General features: G+C 69.6%; 24 protein-coding genes and 4 tRNA genes. 21 read left to right on the plus strand and 7 right to left on the minus strand.

Annotated features, from left to right (window positions below):
- Positions 1 to 9 precede the first annotated feature (9 nt).
- A complete protein-coding gene (locus VFW71_16200; GenBank protein HEU5004304.1) occupies positions 10 to 459 on the minus strand; it encodes a hypothetical protein in 450 nt (149 codons plus the stop codon).
- A gap of 413 nt (positions 460 to 872) precedes the next feature.
- Between VFW71_16200 and VFW71_16205 the strand changes: the two genes are divergently transcribed.
- Both VFW71_16205 and corA read left to right on the plus strand, forming a co-directional pair.
- The gene (locus tag VFW71_16205) at positions 873 to 2,171 is read left to right on the plus strand and encodes a phosphatidylinositol-specific phospholipase C domain-containing protein (GenBank protein ID HEU5004305.1); all 1,299 of its coding nucleotides are present in this window, start codon (positions 873 to 875) and stop codon (positions 2,169 to 2,171) included.
- A 92-nt stretch (positions 2,172 to 2,263) separates the two neighbouring features.
- Positions 2,264 to 3,250 carry a magnesium/cobalt transporter CorA gene (gene corA / locus VFW71_16210; GenBank protein ID HEU5004306.1) on the plus strand — a complete coding sequence of 329 codons (987 nt, stop codon included), beginning with the start codon at positions 2,264 to 2,266 and terminating at the stop codon, positions 3,248 to 3,250.
- Between the two features lie 73 nt (positions 3,251 to 3,323).
- On the opposite strand, the gene VFW71_16215 is transcribed toward corA, so the two are convergent.
- On the minus strand, positions 3,324 to 3,695 hold the full coding sequence (locus tag VFW71_16215) for a metalloregulator ArsR/SmtB family transcription factor (protein ID HEU5004307.1): 372 nt from the start codon (positions 3,693 to 3,695) through the stop codon (positions 3,324 to 3,326).
- Positions 3,696 to 3,761: 66 nt separating this feature from the next.
- On the opposite strand from VFW71_16215, the gene VFW71_16220 reads away from it, so the two are divergent.
- Both VFW71_16220 and VFW71_16225 read left to right on the plus strand, forming a co-directional pair.
- Positions 3,762 to 4,151, plus strand: a complete 390-nt coding sequence (locus tag VFW71_16220; GenBank protein HEU5004308.1) for a hypothetical protein — start codon at positions 3,762 to 3,764, stop codon at positions 4,149 to 4,151.
- A 214-nt stretch (positions 4,152 to 4,365) separates the two neighbouring features.
- Positions 4,366 to 4,890 (plus strand): DinB family protein, encoded by a 525-nt coding sequence (locus tag VFW71_16225; protein HEU5004309.1) that lies wholly within the window; start codon positions 4,366 to 4,368, stop codon positions 4,888 to 4,890.
- 72 nt (positions 4,891 to 4,962) lie between these two features.
- Here the strand turns inward: VFW71_16225 and VFW71_16230 are convergent, their stop codons facing one another.
- Positions 4,963 to 5,427 carry a hypothetical protein gene (locus VFW71_16230; protein HEU5004310.1) on the minus strand — a complete coding sequence of 155 codons (465 nt, stop codon included), beginning with the start codon at positions 5,425 to 5,427 and terminating at the stop codon, positions 4,963 to 4,965.
- Between the two features lie 115 nt (positions 5,428 to 5,542).
- Between VFW71_16230 and VFW71_16235 the strand changes: the two genes are divergently transcribed.
- Positions 5,543 to 5,965: a hypothetical protein gene (locus VFW71_16235; GenBank protein ID HEU5004311.1), complete on the plus strand. Its 423-nt coding sequence runs from the start codon at positions 5,543 to 5,545 to the stop codon at positions 5,963 to 5,965.
- A gap of 13 nt (positions 5,966 to 5,978) precedes the next feature.
- Here the strand turns inward: VFW71_16235 and VFW71_16240 are convergent, their stop codons facing one another.
- On the minus strand, positions 5,979 to 6,443 hold the full coding sequence (locus tag VFW71_16240) for a MarR family transcriptional regulator (GenBank protein ID HEU5004312.1): 465 nt from the start codon (positions 6,441 to 6,443) through the stop codon (positions 5,979 to 5,981).
- Between the two features lie 68 nt (positions 6,444 to 6,511).
- On the opposite strand from VFW71_16240, the gene VFW71_16245 reads away from it, so the two are divergent.
- Both VFW71_16245 and VFW71_16250 read left to right on the plus strand, forming a co-directional pair.
- Entirely contained in the window at positions 6,512 to 6,796 is a 285-nt protein-coding gene (locus VFW71_16245; GenBank protein ID HEU5004313.1) for an antibiotic biosynthesis monooxygenase, read from the plus strand.
- Positions 6,797 to 6,830: 34 nt separating this feature from the next.
- Positions 6,831 to 7,124 (plus strand): hypothetical protein, encoded by a 294-nt coding sequence (locus VFW71_16250; protein HEU5004314.1) that lies wholly within the window; start codon positions 6,831 to 6,833, stop codon positions 7,122 to 7,124.
- A gap of 49 nt (positions 7,125 to 7,173) precedes the next feature.
- On the opposite strand, the gene larC is transcribed toward VFW71_16250, so the two are convergent.
- Positions 7,174 to 8,361, minus strand: coding sequence for a nickel pincer cofactor biosynthesis protein LarC (larC, locus tag VFW71_16255; protein ID HEU5004315.1), 1,188 nt, complete (start codon positions 8,359 to 8,361; stop codon positions 7,174 to 7,176).
- Positions 8,358 to 9,191: a nickel pincer cofactor biosynthesis protein LarB gene (gene larB, locus VFW71_16260; GenBank protein HEU5004316.1), complete on the minus strand. Its 834-nt coding sequence runs from the start codon at positions 9,189 to 9,191 to the stop codon at positions 8,358 to 8,360. The genes larC and larB overlap by 4 nt, the downstream gene beginning before the upstream one ends.
- Positions 9,192 to 9,280: 89 nt before the next feature.
- Here larB and VFW71_16265 point away from each other — a divergent pair, with 89 nt between their 5' ends.
- The 14 genes from VFW71_16265 to ligD all read left to right on the plus strand — a co-directional run bounded on the left by VFW71_16265 (position 9,281) and on the right by ligD (position 17,398).
- Positions 9,281 to 9,805 (plus strand): DUF4446 family protein, encoded by a 525-nt coding sequence (locus VFW71_16265; GenBank protein HEU5004317.1) that lies wholly within the window; start codon positions 9,281 to 9,283, stop codon positions 9,803 to 9,805.
- Between the two features lie 3 nt (positions 9,806 to 9,808).
- Entirely contained in the window at positions 9,809 to 10,438 is a 630-nt protein-coding gene (locus tag VFW71_16270; protein HEU5004318.1) for a polymer-forming cytoskeletal protein, read from the plus strand.
- Between the two features lie 17 nt (positions 10,439 to 10,455).
- Positions 10,456 to 11,715: a serine--tRNA ligase gene (gene serS, locus VFW71_16275; protein ID HEU5004319.1), complete on the plus strand. Its 1,260-nt coding sequence runs from the start codon at positions 10,456 to 10,458 to the stop codon at positions 11,713 to 11,715.
- 82 nt (positions 11,716 to 11,797) lie between these two features.
- Positions 11,798 to 12,406 (plus strand): molybdopterin-dependent oxidoreductase, encoded by a 609-nt coding sequence (locus tag VFW71_16280; GenBank protein HEU5004320.1) that lies wholly within the window; start codon positions 11,798 to 11,800, stop codon positions 12,404 to 12,406.
- A gap of 26 nt (positions 12,407 to 12,432) precedes the next feature.
- Positions 12,433 to 12,708, plus strand: a complete 276-nt coding sequence (locus tag VFW71_16285; GenBank protein ID HEU5004321.1) for a hypothetical protein — start codon at positions 12,433 to 12,435, stop codon at positions 12,706 to 12,708.
- On the plus strand, positions 12,708 to 14,393 hold the full coding sequence (locus tag VFW71_16290) for a nitrite/sulfite reductase (protein ID HEU5004322.1): 1,686 nt from the start codon (positions 12,708 to 12,710) through the stop codon (positions 14,391 to 14,393). The genes VFW71_16285 and VFW71_16290 overlap by 1 nt, the downstream gene beginning before the upstream one ends.
- Positions 14,390 to 14,722 carry a Rieske (2Fe-2S) protein gene (locus tag VFW71_16295; GenBank protein ID HEU5004323.1) on the plus strand — a complete coding sequence of 111 codons (333 nt, stop codon included), beginning with the start codon at positions 14,390 to 14,392 and terminating at the stop codon, positions 14,720 to 14,722. The genes VFW71_16290 and VFW71_16295 overlap by 4 nt, the downstream gene beginning before the upstream one ends.
- A gap of 37 nt (positions 14,723 to 14,759) precedes the next feature.
- A tRNA-Ser gene (locus VFW71_16300) sits at positions 14,760 to 14,841 on the plus strand.
- Positions 14,842 to 15,207: 366 nt separating this feature from the next.
- Positions 15,208 to 15,296: transfer RNA gene (locus VFW71_16305), tRNA-Ser, on the plus strand.
- A gap of 4 nt (positions 15,297 to 15,300) precedes the next feature.
- Positions 15,301 to 15,492: a hypothetical protein gene (locus VFW71_16310; protein HEU5004324.1), complete on the plus strand. Its 192-nt coding sequence runs from the start codon at positions 15,301 to 15,303 to the stop codon at positions 15,490 to 15,492.
- Positions 15,493 to 15,518: 26 nt separating this feature from the next.
- A tRNA-Arg gene (locus tag VFW71_16315) sits at positions 15,519 to 15,592 on the plus strand.
- Between the two features lie 2 nt (positions 15,593 to 15,594).
- On the plus strand, positions 15,595 to 16,083 hold the full coding sequence (gene tadA, locus VFW71_16320) for a tRNA adenosine(34) deaminase TadA (protein HEU5004325.1): 489 nt from the start codon (positions 15,595 to 15,597) through the stop codon (positions 16,081 to 16,083).
- A 63-nt stretch (positions 16,084 to 16,146) separates the two neighbouring features.
- Positions 16,147 to 16,233 (plus strand) — tRNA-Ser (locus VFW71_16325).
- 151 nt (positions 16,234 to 16,384) lie between these two features.
- A complete protein-coding gene (gene ligD / locus VFW71_16330) occupies positions 16,385 to 17,398 on the plus strand; it encodes a non-homologous end-joining DNA ligase (GenBank protein ID HEU5004326.1) in 1,014 nt (337 codons plus the stop codon).
- Here the strand turns inward: ligD and VFW71_16335 are convergent.
- Positions 17,391 to 17,759 carry a hypothetical protein gene (locus tag VFW71_16335; protein ID HEU5004327.1) on the minus strand — a complete coding sequence of 123 codons (369 nt, stop codon included), beginning with the start codon at positions 17,757 to 17,759 and terminating at the stop codon, positions 17,391 to 17,393. The genes ligD and VFW71_16335 overlap by 8 nt on opposite strands.
- Positions 17,760 to 17,793 lie beyond the last annotated feature (34 nt).

Below are 17,793 nucleotides of genomic sequence, written 5' to 3' on the forward strand. Positions count from 1 at the left end.
AAACGATCGCTAAGCAGGTAACGGAGGGCAGCCCGTCTGCGGCCAGCCCCACGTCGTCCCCATGTCCAGGGACACGTACACACTGCCGTTGGACGCCCCAAAGGCAGCGAGGCACGCTGCTGCCGGATCCAGGTCCTCCTCGCCGAGCCGGAGAAGCCGGGCCTGCGCCGTGCCGACCAGGACACCGGCCCGGGTCTCTGCGACGCACACCCCGTGCACCCCTTCGAGACGGGCCACGCGGGTCCAGGTCCCTTCATTGCCACCTTCGATCTGCTGCCCGCCTTCAAGGGGCACCCGCCAGAGCACCTGCCCATCGACCAGGGCCCACAGCGCTCCCTCGCTCCGGGCAAGCGCGCCCACCCGGTGATCGGCGAACGTTGCCGGACCCGCCCGCCGGCCTCCGTCGAGATCGAGGCTCCACAGGCCCTGCTCCGTGCCCATCGCAATGCCTGCCATCACGCGTGGAATTCTCCCCCACCCAAGAGCCGCCCGGAAGCCATGACAAACTGGATGAAGCGGTCGCTTACCGCCTTGGGGGAGAACCGTGACCAAGAAGGCTGAACCGCTGAGGGTCTTGGTCGCCATCCTGACGGGCACCGAACGGGTCCGGCAGCAGGAAATTGACCGCCCCGAATGCGGCGGGTCCCCCCTCGGCACCGGCAGCGTGCCAGGCCAGCACCAGCGTTTCAGGAAGTTTCACTGATCTGCGCCCTGGCCTGGAGGGGACGGCTTCATATACCATCCGTTTTGTGACAAACAACGGTTCATGGCGGCGTCCGGTGCCCCGGGGCGGCAGTGCGGATCACGTCCGCAATATAAGCTATTCGTTCGATTAATCCTAGCCCCCAGGTCTGGAAGCGAGGTTGCCCTGCATGTATACGGAGTACACGATCCTTTGCCTGGTGAATTTCAGTGGGAGCAACATCGCATCCATGAGCGCGGCCGTTGCCGACAATGACAACTGGGACAGCGTCGACCCGCAGGACCCGAACAAGATGAACCGGCCGGATTACAACGTCACCGGTGCACTCGCCGACGGCAATGCCCTGTGCGTCCGGGAGGAGATCGCGAAGTACCCGAACGGCAACGGGTGCTGGTTTACGGTCAGCGTCACGTTCGACGGCGAGCAGACCCCGCACCAGTTCAAGATCAACCAGTCGGACGCCTACAAGCAGCCTGGTGACTCCACCACAGCGTTTCCGGGGAACGCACAGTTGGAGGTGTTCCAGACGCAAGGCGAGGACAGCGATGCCTACACGCTGGCGGTCTACATCCGGCCGGCAAAGGCTCCGGACAACTCGATATGGATGACCAATCTCAAGGCTGCGCACCTGGGCATCAAGGTGAACGAAATCACGATGCCCGGAAGCCACGACGCCGGGATGTACATCCAAGGCAACGAGCAGGCCGTCACCCAGAGCCTGTCGATCGGAGCCCAGCTCGAAGCCGGGTCACGGTACTTCGACTTGCGGGTGTACAGGTCCGGCGACCTCAAGACCTACCACGGCAATACCGACGGGGGGACTCTGTCGAGCATCCTCACTGACGTGTCCGACTTTCTCACCGCTAACTCCAGCGAAACAGTAATCCTCAAATTTCGTGCCTACTACTGCGAGTCGGACGTCGTGGCCATGGTCAAGTCGATGCTGGGCAATCTCCTCTACAAATCCACCACCACGCCGAATTTCGCTCAGCTGCCCCTCAGTGCCCTCACCGGGAAAGTCGTGGCCGTGTGTTCCCGAACCTTTGCTCCCCTGTTCCCGGCAGCCTCCCCTGACCCCGCACCGATGGACCCTTCCGAAGGGATCCACCCGTACTGGGACTACGGCAACGAGGACACCGGCCAGGCCACGCCGCCGGGCCGCACGGAATGCTTCGGCGTGTACGACTCCTACACCAACGTAAAGAATTTCGCGACCATGACTGCGGACCAGCACAACAAGTTGGCCGCACACGGAGGGTACGGGCAGGATTATCTGTTTCTTTTTTCCTGGACGCTCACCGGCAAGGCGGGCTTGTTCGACCTGCATCTGCTCTCCGGGGCCGCGAACGGTCAAATGGCCAAGGCGCTGACCGGCATCCAAACCCAGACCGGGCCCCGGCCGAACATCGTTTACATCGATCAGATCGATCCCTGGCTCTGCAGCCGCATCATTGCGATGAACAGCTAGGTCGCCCGGCAAACCACCCCCGGGCCGGGTGGAGCCCCCCAGGGGGTCGCAAATCCGGCATCGCCACGTGCAGACGACCCAGAATCGGGGGCGTGAAAGGGACGCTGACCCACCGCGACGGCAGCGCCGTCGACGCCTCCCGGGAGGTGATCCGGCAGGAACTGCAGAGCGGGGAGTTCTTCTGGCTGGACCTCGAGGGCACAGACGCCGAGCTAGGCCCGGTGCTGTCCGAGGACTTCGGGTTCCACCCCTTGGCGGTGGAGGACGCGGTGCACTTCGGCCAGCGTCCAAAAGTCGATGAGTACGACGGCTTCACCTACTTCGTGGTCCACGGCGCCCAGGCCGATGCCCGGGCAGCGACCGTCGAGGTGCACATCTTCTTCTCGGACAAGCAGGTGGTGACGGTGCACCGCGGCGGTCCCGCCTCTCCGTTGGACGGGGTGCGGACCCGCCTGCAGCGCCACCGGCCAGCGGACCTCTCGCCGCCCGAGATGTCGATCCTCTACCTCGTGGTGGACCTCCTCGTGGACAGCTTTTTCCCCGTCCTCTCCGGCCTCGACGACCGCATCGATGAGATTGAGGACGACATCCTCCGGCTGCCGACCGAGGCCCAACTCGCTGAACTGTTCGACATGAAGCGGACGTTGGTATCGCTGCGCAAGGTGGTCACGCCCGAGCGGGACATGTTCGCCAGCCTGCTGTCGGATGTCACGAGGTTGCCGGGGATGACGCCCGAGGACGAGCGCTACTTCCGGGATCTCTACGACCACCTGATCCGCATCAGCGACCTCGTCGACTCATACCGGGACCTGCTCACCGGCGCCATGGACACCCACATCTCGACGGTCTCCAACCGCCTCAACGTGGTGATGAAGCAGCTGACCATCATGGCCACCGTGTTCCTCCCGCTCGGGTTCCTGACCGGCTTCTTCGGGCAGAATTTCTCGCTGCTGGTCAACCATCTCCTGGCCCCGTCGTGGACCTTCTGGGTGCTGGGGATCGGGTCCGAGGCTGCGGCCGTGGTCGGCCTCATGACGCTGTTCCGCCGGAGGGGATGGCTGGGCGGGCCGACTGCCTGATCGGTACCGCCGGACAGGGACGCCGGGGCTGCGGGCGCCCGCGACGAATTCCGCTTTGAACGCCCGGGCTGCGCTATTCGGCCCGCACCCGGGGGCGGGGCTTCGCCGCCCGGATCGGGTCGCCGGCCTGCAGGTCGGCCAGCAGCTCCCGGCTCTGCGTAAGCGAGGTCGCCAGCACCTCGTTCGCCGTGGCCAGCAGGTGCAGGGTCCGGGGGTCCCGGAGCCGGTAGTACACGCTGGAGGCCTCCCGGCGGGAGACGAGCACGCCCGCCCGGCGCAGCACCCCCAGCTGCTGGGAGAGCTGCGAGGCCTCGGCTCCCGTGCGGGCGATGAGATCCGCCACCGGACGCTCGCCCTCGGTCAGCAACTCGAGCACCTGCACCCGCAGGGGGTGGGCGAGTGCCCGGAACAGATCGGCCTTCAGGCGCTGGACTTCGTTGGTCATGGTCGCAGTATGGCGCCGCTCCGTGGGGAATCCTGGTGGATGACTTGATAATATGATGAACTCATCATGCCGGGCCATTCCTCGCAGGTTCCTGACACCCGCCGGGGTGTGTCGGTCCTCCTCACCTGCACCGACCTCGACTTGGGCGTCGTCGCCCGGATGTTCGTGCGCGAGGACCCCTGGGGACTCTTCCTCACCTGCGAGGGGGCGGCGGCGGACCGGAGCACCCTGCAGCTGCTGGACTCATTCCACCAGCTGTTCGGGATCGCCGAGGTGGTCGTGCTCCACCACACCGGCTGCCCGGCGGCCCAGGGGGACGAGGCCCCGACCGGGCTCCGGCTGGCGGACACCCTCAGCGCCATCCGGGCCTGCCTCAGGGCGCAGGATCCGGCGAGCGTGGCCGGGTTCATCTACGACCACGCCGCCGACCGGCTGACCGCCTGGGACCCGCGCTGAAGCCGCAGCCCAGGCACTGCCACGCAGCCCCGGCTCCAGCCCCGTTCCCTGCATGGCAGTCGGCGGGGCCCCCGCCACGGGCTGGGGTGGGCCGCTGATCCGCTCCACCCGGGCCTCGCAGGTCCACAAGCTGAGCAACCTTCAAGTAACCAGGCCGGCCGGGCCGGTGTCGGGTAGTCCATAGGATCATCTGCGTTTCCGAGAGGAGGCACCCGTGGACTTCTCGCTGCCGCGCACCACGTCACTGCTCCGCCGCACGCCTGCAGCACTGCCCGCACTGCTGAGCGGGCTGCCGGACGCGTGGCTGTCGGGGAGCGAAGGCCCAGGAGCCTGGTCGCCCTACCAGGTGGTTGCCCACCTGGCCTCCATTGAGGAGACCGATTGGATGGACCGGGTCCAGGTCTTCCTGGAGCGGAACCCCGAGCGACCCTTCCGCCCCGTGGATCGGGAGGCGGGCTTCCGCAGGTTCTCGGGGTGGTCCCTGGCCGACATCCTGGGGCGCTTCGCCAGCGTCCGGCAGTCGAACCTCGAGATGCTCGAGGCTGGAGTCGGGGAGGGCGATCTGGGCCTCCGGGCCGTGCACCCGGCCTTCGGGACGGTGACGTTGGGCCAGCTGCTGGCAACCTGGGTCGTGCACGACATGAACCACCTGGGGCAGATCGTGCAGGCGATGGCCAAGCAGTACCGCGACGCCGTGGGACCGTGGCGGGAGCTCCTGCCGATCCTCGACGCGGGCTGACCATCCATTGCGGCTATACGTGCGCAGGCGAAAGGTTGCCTGCGGTGCCTCAGGCCTGCTTAAAGCCCCAGCCTAAAGCCCTTCGGCGGGGCGCAGCTGCCAGTTGTGGCGCTCGCACTTGCGCCGGGCCGCCTTGCGGATGGCGGCGGTATCGCCGGTCATGTTCCGGGTGCCCGGGACCCAGCTCATGCCGAGGCGCTCCAGGAGCGGCCCCAGGGTCTTCGGGTTGACGCTGCCCACCTCGATGGCCCGCGCCGACGTATGCGAGGCGAGGTACCACAGAGCGAGGTAGGCGGCGCCCCGGACCGGGCTCAGGTTGCTGATCGCAAACAGCGAGCAGGTGATCGGGGTATCGGTGATGCCCTGAACCTCGACCACGCCGAGGGGCTGCTCATCGGGCCCCCGGAACTCCGGGCTCTGCGGGCCGTCGAGGGCGGTCAGGTCGCCGACAGGCCCGGGAACGACCAGGCTGACGCCGTCCTCGCGGACGGCCACCGTGTTCGGTGCCCGGTTGCGGAACTTTGTCCACGCGCTCATGTGTGTGCCACCTCCTGGACGCCCCTCAGCACGGGCGCTTACGGGTCCTATACCCAGGCAGGCATCGTTCCCGAACCTGGGGGAGATATAGTAACCATCGCGACGGGAGGCGGACATGCGGCTACGGCGGATGTTGCTGATCGTGGGGTGCCTGGCGGCCGCCAGCCTCACGGGATGCGCGACGACGGCGACCGGCTCGAGGGGAGGAGGAGCGACGTCGACGCCGGCGCTGACCGCTCCGGCAACCCCAAACGCGGTGACCACAAGCCCTCCGGCGGCGGTTGTGCCGTCGGCGCCGCCAGCGGTGGTGCACACGACCGCCCCTCCTGTAGTCCATACGACCGCGCCGCCCCTGGTGCTGCCCACCACAGCCGCCCCCGCCCCCGTCGGGTGCATGCCCCTGACGAACTCCGGCGGCTGCTACGAGCCGGGCGAGTTCTGCCGCACCACCGACCACGGCGCCCAGGGGGTGGCGGGCGACGGCAAGACCATCGTCTGCGAGGACAACGGCGGCTGGCGCTGGGAGCCCGTGCCCTGAGCCAGCACCCGGCTCAGCCCTCCCGGACCCGCTCCCAGAGTTCGGCCAGGGCCCGGCGATCGCCGGCGCCCAGGTGGGACAGCAACACCGCCCGGAGCACCTCGTTGTGCACCGGGCGGGCCGCCCGCAGGCAGTCGTCCCCCGCCCCGGTCAGGACGGTATAGAACTTCCGCCCGTCCTCGGGGTCTACCACCCGCTCCACCAGGCCGGAGCGCTCCAACCGGGTGACCAGGTGCGTCAGGCCGCTGGGGCTGAACGCCACACTCTGGGCCAGGGCGGTCATCCCCAGGCGCCACTCGGGGGCGTTGTACAGCGTGATCAGCACGTCGAACTCGCTCACCGACAGCCCAGCCCTGACCCGCAGCGCCGCATCCAGAGCGCGGAGCGAGGTCTGCTGCAGCTTCAGCAGGGCGTTCCAGGCCCGGTACTCGTCGGGATGCAGGAACTCGTGGGCTCCCCCAGGACCGCTTGCAGTCATGCCGCCCTCCTGGTATATTTTCTTTCGGTAGGAAAATAATAGCATGGCAGAGAGGAAGGGGAGAGGCGATGACGACGCTGGTGATCACCCACGCAGTGGCTGACTACGACGCATGGAAGCACGTCTTCGACGAGCACGCCGCCAGCCGCAAGGAGCATGGCTGCGCCGCCGAGGAGCTCTTCCGGGACCCGGACCAGCCGGGCACGGTGATGAACCTGATGCGCTACCCCAGCCTCGAGGCGGCCCAGGCGTTCCTCGCCGACCCTTCGCTGCGGGAGGCCATGGGCCGGGCCGGCGTGGTGGGCCAGCCCCGGATCGAGTTCTGGGACAGCATCCAGGCCGTCGACTTCTAGCAGCAGGCCTCAACCCAACGAGGAGGGCGGGACGATGTTCGGACGGGTTGTTTCATTCGAGGAAGAGTCGCCCGAGGACATGGCGGCCGGCATATCGCACGTCGAAGAGGAGGTGCTGGTCGCCTTGCGCGATGCCCCCGGCCTGACCGGCGTGTGGCTGGTCGACCGGGAGGCCCGTCGCCGGCTGAGCATCATGGTGTGGGAGTCGGAGGAGCAGGCCGAGGCCGCGTTCGCCAAGCTGAACGGGATCCTGGCTCAGGACCCGGACCGTCACCGCCCGAAGCCCGCCTCCCGCTCCAGCTGGGAGGTCTACGGCCTGATCAAGTAGATCTCCGGTCCGGGATGTGGGCAGGCCGGGGATGCCGGTCCCGTGGTGCTCACAGCGACGATGCCGCGGCGCTGAGCGCCTCCCGGTAGATCTCCTTCACCGGGCGCCCGAGGGCGGTGGCGGCGGCGGCACAGTCGGCGTACTCGGGCGCCACGTTCACCGGGGTGTCGCCCCGCATGCCCACCTTCACCCGTACCTCGTGGCCGCCAATCGCTACCGACACCCACCGGCGGGGCAGCATCCAGCGCCGGACAGCGCCCACGCGCACGCCCAGGGTGGAGGTCTCGGCGATCAGCACGTCGCGCACGGCCGCCTCGGCGGGTGGCGGGACCAGCACCGAGATGACCTGGGCGGGGCGGCCCCCCTTGCCGATCACCGGGGTGACCCATCCGTCCACCGCTCCCGCCGACGCCAGGCGCTCCAGGACAAAGGGGTAGAACTCGGGATTCATGTCGTCGATGGTGGCCTCCACCAGGAGGTTCTCGGTGCCTTCGGGCGCCCCGGGGCTTGGGCCCGGCGCGTCCAGCGGCTCGCCCAGCACCAGGCGCAGGACGTTGGGGATCTCCAGCTCCCGGCTCCCGGCGCCGTAGCCCCAGCCGGAAACCGTCATGGCCGGCAGCTTCCCGAAGGAATTGGCGAACTCGGCGACGATCGCCGCGCCGGTGGGGGTGACCAGCTCGGCCTCCACGTCCCGGCCGTAGAGCGCCCGGCCGTCCAGCAGCTCCAGCACCGCCGGGGCGGGCAGCGGGAGCGGGCCGTGGCGGGAGGGCACCATGCCGGTGCCCGAGGCCACCGGGGACGAGATGACGACGGTGGTGCCCAGGGCGGCGAAGCCGGCGGCGGCCCCCACCACATCCACGATGGTGTCCACCCCGTCCAGCTCGTGGAAGTGCACGTTGTGAATCGGGACCCCGTGCACGAGGGCCTCGGCCCGGGCCAGGCGGCCGAGAGTCGAGGCGGCCCGGGCGGCGATGTCGGGGCGGAGGCCGGTGTCCTGCACCAGGCGGAGGGCGTCGGCGTAGGTGCGCATGACCGACCAGGTGCCCTCGGGGGCCGAGACATCCACCTTGCACGCCCGGATGCCGCACCGGTGCACCGTGTTGATGGTGAGCTCGAAGGGGATGCCGAGGCACGAGAGTTGCTCCTCGATGGCGTCCAGCGGGGCGCCGGCGTCCAGCAGGGCGCCGAGGATCATGTCGCCCGAGGCGCCGGAGAAGCAGTCGAGGTAGGCGATCACCGGAGACCTCCACTCGCTGCGGCGCGCCCAACGCCAGCCCGCTCCGGGGCCGCCCGGTCGGCGGCCACCCGGTCGACGGCCGCCCGGCGCAGCACCAGGGTGGCGAACACCGCCGCCCCGAACCCGTTGTCGATGTTGACCGCCACCACGCCGGGGGCACAGGCGTTCAGCATCGTGAGGAGCGGGGCGATCCCGCCCGCCCCCGCCCCGTAGCCCACCGAAGTGGGCACGGCGACCACCGGCGCCGCCACCAGCCCGCCCACCACGCTGGCGAGGGCCCCGTCCATTCCGGCCACGACGATCACCACCGCCGCCCGGTCCAGGACCGCCCGGCCCGCCAGGAGCCGGTGCAATCCGGCGACGCCGACGTCGTACAGCCGCTCCACCGCCAGGCCGAGGGCCTCGGCGGTACACGCCGCCTCCTCGGCCACCGGCAGGTCGGCGGTCCCCGCCGAGACCACCGCGAGCATCGGCCCCTCCTCGGGCACCAGAGCCCTCCGGGCCACGATCAGGGACGCCGGCGACAACAGCTCGGCCTCCGGGGCGACGTCAAGCACGGCCCGGTACTGTTCGGCCGACGCCCGGGTGACCAGGATGGCGCCGGTGTTGACGTCCAGGAGGGCGGCGACGATGGCCGCCACGTGCTCGGGGGCCTTGCCCGGTCCGTACACCGCCTCGGGCAGGCCGAGGCGCAGCTCCCGATGGTGGTCGACCCGGGCGAAGCCGAGGTCGGCGTAGGGCAGGTAACGCAGTTCCCGGATGACTTCATCGATGCTCAGGGTCCCGCCCGCACACCGTTCGAGGAGGGCGCGCAGCGCCACATCGTCCATAGGTAGCCAGCCTACCGGGCTGCGCCGGGTGGGCCGGCTCCGGCGCCGGAATTCCCGAGTGAAGTATCGTAAGGGCAACGCACCCCGCCATGAATCAGGACACGCTTCTTCTGATCGCCGCGTCTGCGGCCCTCGCTGCGGTCGCATTGATCGTGGCGGCTTCTGCGCACAAAAAGTTGGCGCAGACCCGGCGGGCGTACGCCATCCTGCAGGCCACCTCGGACGGCCGCACCATGCTGGACGCAGTGGCCACCTACGGGCGGGAGCTCAAGGTCTTCGAGGAGGCCCTGACCAAGCTGGTCGATCGCCAGAACGAGCTGACCTCGGCCCTGAAGATGACCGTGCGCAACGTGTCCGTGGTGCGCTACGACGCCTTCGAGGACATGGGGGGCCGGCTCTCCTTCTCCGCCGCCCTGGTGGACGACCACGGCACCGGCTTGGTGCTGTCCGCCATCAGCGGGCGCACGGAGGCCCGCGCGTATGCCAAGATCGTCGAGGAGGGTGAGTCCGAGATGGGACTTTCTCCCGAAGAGCAGAAGGCCATCGCAGAAGCGCTCAGCGGGAAGCGGCGCCACCGGGTCAAGGCCAGCGCCGCCAAAGGGGCGAGGAGGTAGGCCATGATCCGCAGGCTCTTGGGACCGCAGAACCCCGAGAACGGCCAGGAACGAGAGCCGGCGGACGAGGTGGCCAGGACCCCAACACCTGGGGCTCCACCCACCGGCACCACATCCACCGGCACCACATCCACCGGGGCTCCACCCAAGCAGACGAAGGAGGCCAACGTGAGCCAGCGACCCGAGCCGATCTCCGAACTCCGCTCGGCTTCCCCCCGCTCGGCGGAGCAGACCGTCACCGTCATCGGCAACGGCGCCCGGCTGGAGGGCAACCTGATCTCGGCGGCGTCCCTGCGCATCGAGGGCTCCGTCACCGGCACGATCACCGCCGACGGGGACGTGATCATCGCCCCCGAGGCCGAGGTCGCCGCCGACATCAAGGCCACCAATGCCACGCTGGGCGGCCGGTTCAAGGGCAACGCGGTGGTGACCGGGACGATGGAGCTCACCAGCACCGCCCGGGTGGAGGGCAACCTCACCAGCCGGTCCCTGGTGGTCAGCCAGGGGGCGCTGTTCTCCGGCCAGTCGATCATGGACACCGGGCTGAAGAAGGCGGCGTCCGGCCCGACCCCGGTCCCGAGCCTGGCCTCCGGGCCGAAGCCGGCTGCCCCGGTACCACCCAAGCCCGAGTAGCGCTCCCCCGCCCGCCTTTGATCGACCTCAAGCTGCTTCGGGCCGACCCTGACCTGGTGCGCGCCTCGCTGCGCCGCCGCGGGTCAAAGGTGGACCTCGACCCCCTCATCGACCTGGACGCCCGCCACCGGCGGCTGCTGGCGGAGGTCGAGACCGCCCGAGCCGAGCAGAACTCGGCCGGCAAGCGCATCGCCGAGGCCACGGGCGAGGACAAGGCGGCCGCCATCGCCGCCATGCGGGAGCTGTCCGAGCGTTTGAAGGGACTGGAGGCCGAGCTCGGCGAGGTCAAGACAGCTTTGGACCAGGCCCTCATCGGGGTCCCCAACCTCGTGCACCCGGAAGCCCCCGAGGGCTCCGGCGACGACGCCAACCGGCTGGTGCGCACCTTCGCTGAACCGAAGGAGCTCCCGTTCCCCGCCAAGGACCACCTCGACATCGGGGAGGCGCTGGGCATCATCGACGTCGAGCGGGCGGCCAAGGTGTCGGGCTCCCGCTTCGCCTTCCTCCTGGGCGCCGGGGCCCTCCTGGAGTTCGCCCTGGTGCGCCTGGCGATGGACCGGCTGATGGCTGAGGGCTTCGTCCCGGTCCTGCCCCCCGTGCTGGTGCGCAGCGAGGCCATGTACGGCACCGGCTTCTTCCCCACCGACGAGGCCCAGGTCTACCGCTGCGCCGACGACGATCTCTACCTGGCCGGGACCGCCGAGGTGCCCATCGCCTCGATGCACCTGCGCGAGATCCTGGCGGCCGAGACGCTGCCCCGGCGCTACGTCGGCTTCTCCACCTGCTTCCGCCGGGAGGCGGGGACCTACGGCAAGGACACCCGGGGCATCATCCGGGTCCACCAGTTCGACAAGGCGGAGATGTTCTCGTTCTGCCTGCCGGAGGACTCCAACGACGAGCACCTGCGCCTGCTGAGCTACGAGGAGGGCATCTTCCAGGCCCTCGAGATCCCCTACCGGGTGCTGGAGATCTGCGCCGGCGACCTGGCCGACCCCAACTATCGGAAGTTCGACATCGAGGCATGGCTGCCCGGGTCGGAGCGCTGGCTGGAGGTGACCTCGTGCTCCAACGACATCGACTACCAGGCCCGCCGCCTGGCCACCCGGGCCAAACGGGCCGGGGAGTCGGGCACCGACTTGGTGCACACCCTCAACGGGACCGCCCTGGCCATGGGTCGGGCCATCGTGGCCATCCTGGAGAACCACCAGAGCGAGGACGGGACCGTCCAGGTGCCCGCCGCCCTGCAGCCGTACCTGGGGAGAGAGCGGATCGGCTGAGAAACCTGTTGTTCATCAGACCGACGCAGGATCGTAATCCGCCTTCAACGGCCGCGTAACACGCCGCTTCCAAGATGGAGGCATGCCTCGCCTCCTTGCTGATCCCGCCGTCGACCTCCGCCGGGGCGACCGCGTCCAGCGGGCCACCACCGACTTCCCGGTGCTCCACCTGGAGCCCGAGATCCCCACCGGGACCTGGGACGTGGTGGTCGACGGCTTGGTGGCGGAGCCTTTGACCTGGTCGATGGAGGCGGTGCACGCCATGGTCCCCGAGCGCCGGACCTGGGACCTGCACTGCGTGTGGGGCTGGACCCGCCTGGGGTGCTCCTGGGAAGGCATCCCGGCCGGCCGGCTGATCAACGCCGCCCACCCGCTGCCCGAGGGCCGCTTCGTCATGGCGACCGCCGTCGGCGGCCTCTACGCCAGCTGCTTCGCCCTCAGCCGGGCCCGGCGCAGCCTCCTGGCCTGGGCGGTGGACGGGGCCGAGCTCACCGCCGAGCACGGTGGCCCCCTCCGTTTCGTCCCGCCGCCCACCAAGTGGGCTTACAAAGGCGTGAAATGGGTCAGCCGGCTCACCGTCGTCGACTCGTTCACCCCGGGCTTCTGGGAGGCCAAGGTGGGCGACCCGGTGGGCGACATCCCCCGGGATGTGCTGCACCACATCGAGGCCGTCTCGTGGGACGGCCACTAACCCCGTACGACTTGAGGAAAAAGGCCATGCCCGACTTTGCATCGCTCGACGACCGCCTGACCCTGGAGGAGGTGCTGGAGGCCCGGTCGGTCCCCTCCCGGGACTGCCGGGACTGCCCCCAGTTCTCCCGGGATCCGGGAGGGCTGGGCTTCGGCTGGTGCGGCGCCCACAAGGCCTTCGTCAAGCTGTACCACCCGTCTACCGGCGACTGGCACTCGCAGTGCCAGTTCAAGACGCTGCGCCAGGTGCGCGAGGTCCGGCCTTGCCTTTCGGTCACGCCGCCGGACGGGGAGCTGGGCTGATGCCGCCCGATATCCCTGCCGCCAAGCGGGCCGGCCTCCCGGTCGACCTGGACCGGCTCGCCGCCGAGGGCGACGCCTGGATGACCGGGGAGGAGCGCTACGCCCTCAAGATGCACGGCGTGTGCCCCCAGGGCCAGGCTGGGGTGTTCATGGTCCGCATCCGCACCAGCGGGATCGTCGATTCCGACGCCGCCCGTGCGCTGGCCGACCTGGCCGACGACGTGAGCGGGGGCTGGGTCCACCTGACCACCCGCCAGCAGGCCGAGCTGCACCACGTCCCCGCCCGCCTGGTGCCGCCGTCGCTGGAGCGGATCCGGCGCATGGGCCTCTCCAACCAGTCCACGTGCGGCCACACCATGCGGGGGGTGCTGTCGTGCCCGGAGGCGGGCGTCGGGCTGGAGGAGCCATTCGACTGCTACCCGGACGCCCGGGCGACCGCCGACTCGATCATCGCCCGGACCCCCCTCCTGGACACCCAGATGCCGCAGCGGATCAATGTGGCCTTCGGGGGCTGCCCGGCCTGCCGGGAGCATGCTCTGATCAACGATCTGTCGTTCGTCTCGGTGATCGGGCCTGACCAGGGCTCGGGGCCCGAGCTGGGCTACGAGGTGTGGATCGGGGGGTCGCTCGGGAAGACGAACCCCACGCTGTCGGTCAAGGCGATCGACTTCCTCCCCCGCCGCCAGGTGCTGGCCGCCGCGAACGCCCTGTTCGACGTCTTCATCGAGCACAGCGACTTCGACGACCCGCGCAAGGGCCGGCTCAAGTTCCTCATCCGCAAGCTGGGGGCCGAGGCGGTGGTGGAGCTGTTCCTCGCCGCCCTTGCCCGACGCCTGACCGAGAAGTGGCCGGAGCCCCACCCCGTCTCGACGCCGCTGTCGTCGTCCCTGGCCTCGATCTTCAGCCGGGCGCCGGAGGGGGGTTGGGGCAGCGGCGTGCGGCCGCAGCGGACCCCGGGCTGGGCGATGGTGACTGTCAACGTCCCCCTGGGCGACATCGATTCCGCCGACCTGCGGGAGCTGGCGCGGGTGGCGGACAGCTATGCCGACGAGGAGCTCCACATCACCCGCAACCAGAACATCCTGTTCCGCCACGTGCGCATCGAAGAGGTGCCGGTGGTCCGGGAGATCGTCGAGCGGCTGGGCATGGGCCTGGAGGGAACCGACCAGGCCCGGGACGTCCGCTCGTGCACCGGCGGGCCGGTGTGCAGCCTGGCGCTGACCCCCTCGCAGCGCCTCGGCTTCGACCTCCTGGACCACCCGGCGCTGGCCCGCAACTCGGGTCTCCGGGTGCACATCTCGGGCTGCCCCAACGCCTGCGCCCAGCACCAGACCGCCGACCTCGGCTTCTCGGGCGGCAAGGTGACCATCGGGGGGAGCTCGGTGATCGGTTACCAGGTATGGCTGGGCGGCGACCTGCGCACCGGGACCTTCGGCTCGGCCGTCGGGCGGGTGTCGCACCGCGACGTCCCGGCCATCGTCAGCGCCATCGCCGGCATCTGGGAGGCGCTGCGGGAGCGGGGCGAGACCCTGAGCGACACTGTCGCCCGGCTGGGGATCGAGGCCTACCAGGCCCAGATCGAGGCGGTGTTCCGGGGCCGGTGGGAGCCCGGCCCGGAACCGATGCTCCCCGGGCCGGACCTGCCCGTGATCGACCTGCGCGTCCCTGCGGTGGTGGGAGCATGAGCGCCGGGGTGGGGTCGGGCTCGCTGGTCCGGGCCGCCTCGGTGACCGACGTCCCCCCCGGCTGGGTGTTGAAGGTGCGGGTCGACACGACCGAGCTGGCGCTGGCGAACTGCGGCGGCGAGATCATCGCCCTGGAGAACGCCTGCTCGCACGCCGGCGGGCCGCTGGGCGACAACCGGCTGAAGGACGGCTGCCACCTGGAGTGCCCGTGGCACAACTCGGTGTTCGACGCCCGTACCGGCGAGGTGGTCAGGGGTCCGGCCCGCAAGGCGCAGAAGCGGTACCCGGTGACCGTGGAGGACGGGTCGATCTACGTGTCCGTCGAGTAGGCGGGGTTGGGGGTGCGCCCCCGGTAGACTCGACCCCGGAGGGCTCGCGTAACGGCATCGCAGCGGCCTTGAAAGTCGCCGACCGAGAGGTCATCGGGGTTCGAATCCCCGGCCCTCCGCGCACTGGTCGTGCCTTGCCCCCCCCTCCGGCCCCCCGCTACATCGGCCTGCCCCGCCGTCCGAAGCATCGCTGTGGATACTGTGAGTGTTTAGGGGTGCTATAGGGGCCTGAGCACTCACAGACTCTCTCGGTCCATTACCAGACGCCCAATTTGGTCAGGTTGACGTGGCAGTAGACCGACCAGCGCGGCACGGCCGTCGCTGGCGTACTCAATCGGCCGAAGGCGGTCAGCCACGATCGTCACCTACCACGGCGGCGCGAGCCGGCGGCCTGGACGCCGCCGCATCCACGCACAGCGCCCGCAACCCTTGAACCCTCTAGGGCGCGGGAAGCGGGATCGGTCCGGGGTCGTACAATCCAGGGTGGAGGCATCGCCTAGTCAGGTCTATGGCGCGGGATTGCTAATCCCGTTGGGGCGCAAGCCCCTCGCGCGTTCGAATCGCGCTGCCTCCGCGCCATGAGTCGTCGCCATCCGTATTCGCTCGGAAGGGCCCGGCGGAGCCTCTACCGGACCGCGCGCATCCTGGGCGACATCGAGGCGGTCCAGCGCTCGGCGCGGCGGGGATCGGTGGTGCCGATCGCCCGGCGCATGGAACGCAGGGTCGTGCGGCGGGCGGTCGGGAGGTCGCTCCGCCGGATGGGCCTGTAAGGCTTTGGTGCTACCCTCGGGAGCGAGCGCCCTTAGCTCAGTGGATTAGAGCGTGTGGCTACGGACCACAAGGTCGGGGGTTCGAATCCCTCAGGGCGCGCAGTGAACCTCCTCCCATCCGCCGACGATCTCCGGTACATGGATCTGGCCTTGGCTGAGGCGCGCCGGGCGGTGGGACACGACGACGTGCCCGTCGGGGCTGTGGCCGTGGCAGTGGCCTCCGGAGAGGTCGTCGCCTCGGCGCACAACGAGCGAGAGCTGCGGGGGGACCCCACCGCCCACGCCGAGATCCTGGCCCTCCGGGCCGCCGCCGACGCCCTGGGCCGCTGGCGGCTGAACGACATCACGCTGTACGTCACGCTGGAACCGTGCCCGATGTGCGCCGGCGCCATGGTGGCCGCCCGGCTGGGCCGCCTGGTGTACGGGGCCGCCGACGAGCGGTCGGGGGCGGCCTACTCCACCTACAACATCGTCCAGGACCCCCGCCTCAACCACGAGTGCGCGCTCACCACGGGCGTGGCGGCGGAGGCCTGCGCCGAGCTGCTGACCGAGTTCTTCCGGGCGAAGCGGGGGCAGGTGGAGCTTCTGTGAGGCAGCCCCAGCCGGGAGGCGCCCCTCTGCTCCGGGCGGGCCCCAGGTTGCGATAATGGCAGAGGTGGAGTACCGAAGCGGCCGACCGGGCGCGCCTCGAAAGCGCGTGAGCCTTTACGGGCTCCGTGGGTTCGAATCCCACCTCCACCGCAGGAGCAGTTCACTCTGGCAGCGGTTCTGGGGACTTTATGCCGTCTTTTTGACGGAAAAATGTCCCCACAAGTAGGTCCGGGCGCAGTTTGACCCTTCGGGATGTAGCGATGGCGGAGCAGAGCGAGGCGGACCGTAGTACACCTACGCCGTGAATGACGCCGCGGCGGACGTGACCCTGGACCTCGACGGGCACGACGTCACCATCTCGAATCCGGGCAAGGTGTATTTCGCCGAGCGCGGCGAGACCAAGCTCGATCTCGTCGAGTACTACCGGTCGGTACGGGAGCCCATCCTGGCGGCCATGGGCGGCCGGCCGGTGCTGCTCCAGCGCTTCCCCCAGGGGGCGGGCGGGCCCTCCTTCTTCCAGAAACGGGTTCCCGCCACCCGGCCCGACTGGCTCCAGACCGCCGTGGTGAGCACCCCGAACGGAACCACGTCGGACGCCCTGGTGGCCGCCGACCTCGCCCACGTCATCTGGGCGGTAAACCTGGGCTGCCTGGGCTTCCACGTGTGGCCCAGCATGGCTGCCGACCAGCAGCACGCCGACGAGCTGCGCATCGATCTGGACCCGGGCCCGGGCGTGACCTTCGCCATGGTGCGGGAGGCGGCGCTGGTGGTGCGGGACTTCCTGGAGGAGCTCGGCCTCACCGGCTGGCCGAAGACCACCGGCAATCGCGGCATCCACATCTACCTGCGCCTCGAGCCCCGCTGGACCGGCATCGAGGTGCGCGCCGCCGCCGTCGCCCTTGCCCGGGAGCTGGAGCGCCGACGGGGCGACCTGGTGACCTGTGCCTGGTGGAAGGAGGAGCGGGGCACCCGGGTGTTCATCGATTTCAACCAGAACGCGCCCCACAAGACGGTGTTCGGGGCGTGGTGCGTCCGGGCCCGGCCGGGTGCCCAGGTGTCCACGCCGTTCCACTGGGCCGAGTTGGACGAGGCCTTCCACCCCGACCGTTTCACGATGCCGGTGGTGACGCGACGCGTGGCGCGCGACGGGAACCCGTGGGCGGGTATGGGGCGGCAGTCTCTCGAGCCGCTGCTGGTCCTCTCGGAGCGCGACCGGGCCAACGGGCTGCACGACGCCCCGTGGCCCCCGGTCTACCCGAAAATGCCCGACGAGCCCCCGCGCGTGGCGCCCAGCCGGGCCAAGAAGCTCAGCTGAAGATCACGCAGCCCCAGTAGCACACCCCGTAGGCCGCGGCGTTGCCGTCGGACAGATGGTGGTAGCAGCTGTCACCGCACGACATCCAGGCCTGCGACATCATGTTGTGCGGGCCTCCTCCCGTGCTCGCCTGGCCGGGCGCGTCGCCCGCGTGCGGGTTGCGCTTGGCCACGTCCAGCACGCCCTGGATGCCGCTCTGGATGCCGGCGTGGTCGCCATTCTTCAGAGCCGCCAACGAGTCCTCGATGTGCTTGCGCATGGTTTCCTTCTCGTTGGGCGGCAGGGTGGCGGGGATCTTGTTGATGATGTCCTGCTTCCGGGCCACGATCTCGTCAACGGTAAGTGGTGCTTGCTGTGCCATGGTTCCTCTCCTTTCAGTTAGCTTTAGGTGATCT

The organism is Actinomycetota bacterium, assembly GCA_035765775.1.
Classification (GTDB): domain Bacteria; phylum Actinomycetota; class CADDZG01; order JAHWKV01; family JAOPZY01; genus DASTWV01.

Coding starts and splice junctions, on each gene's coding strand:
- VFW71_16205 (HEU5004305.1), top strand. CDS start 873: ATGTATACGGAGTACACGATCCTTTGCCTGGTGAATTTCAGTGGGAGC.
- VFW71_16215 (HEU5004307.1), bottom strand. CDS start 3,695: ATGACCAACGAAGTCCAGCGCCTGAAGGCCGATCTGTTCCGGGCACTC.
- VFW71_16220 (HEU5004308.1), top strand. CDS start 3,762: ATGCCGGGCCATTCCTCGCAGGTTCCTGACACCCGCCGGGGTGTGTCG.
- VFW71_16230 (HEU5004310.1), bottom strand. CDS start 5,427: ATGAGCGCGTGGACAAAGTTCCGCAACCGGGCACCGAACACGGTGGCC.
- VFW71_16235 (HEU5004311.1), top strand. CDS start 5,543: ATGCGGCTACGGCGGATGTTGCTGATCGTGGGGTGCCTGGCGGCCGCC.
- VFW71_16240 (HEU5004312.1), bottom strand. CDS start 6,443: ATGACTGCAAGCGGTCCTGGGGGAGCCCACGAGTTCCTGCATCCCGAC.
- VFW71_16245 (HEU5004313.1), top strand. CDS start 6,512: ATGACGACGCTGGTGATCACCCACGCAGTGGCTGACTACGACGCATGG.
- VFW71_16250 (HEU5004314.1), top strand. CDS start 6,831: ATGTTCGGACGGGTTGTTTCATTCGAGGAAGAGTCGCCCGAGGACATG.
- larB (HEU5004316.1), bottom strand. CDS start 9,191: ATGGACGATGTGGCGCTGCGCGCCCTCCTCGAACGGTGTGCGGGCGGG.
- VFW71_16265 (HEU5004317.1), top strand. CDS start 9,281: ATGAATCAGGACACGCTTCTTCTGATCGCCGCGTCTGCGGCCCTCGCT.
- VFW71_16270 (HEU5004318.1), top strand. CDS start 9,809: ATGATCCGCAGGCTCTTGGGACCGCAGAACCCCGAGAACGGCCAGGAA.
- VFW71_16280 (HEU5004320.1), top strand. CDS start 11,798: ATGCCTCGCCTCCTTGCTGATCCCGCCGTCGACCTCCGCCGGGGCGAC.
- VFW71_16285 (HEU5004321.1), top strand. CDS start 12,433: ATGCCCGACTTTGCATCGCTCGACGACCGCCTGACCCTGGAGGAGGTG.
- VFW71_16290 (HEU5004322.1), top strand. CDS start 12,708: ATGCCGCCCGATATCCCTGCCGCCAAGCGGGCCGGCCTCCCGGTCGAC.
- VFW71_16295 (HEU5004323.1), top strand. CDS start 14,390: ATGAGCGCCGGGGTGGGGTCGGGCTCGCTGGTCCGGGCCGCCTCGGTG.
- VFW71_16310 (HEU5004324.1), top strand. CDS start 15,301: ATGAGTCGTCGCCATCCGTATTCGCTCGGAAGGGCCCGGCGGAGCCTC.
- VFW71_16335 (HEU5004327.1), bottom strand. CDS start 17,759: ATGGCACAGCAAGCACCACTTACCGTTGACGAGATCGTGGCCCGGAAG.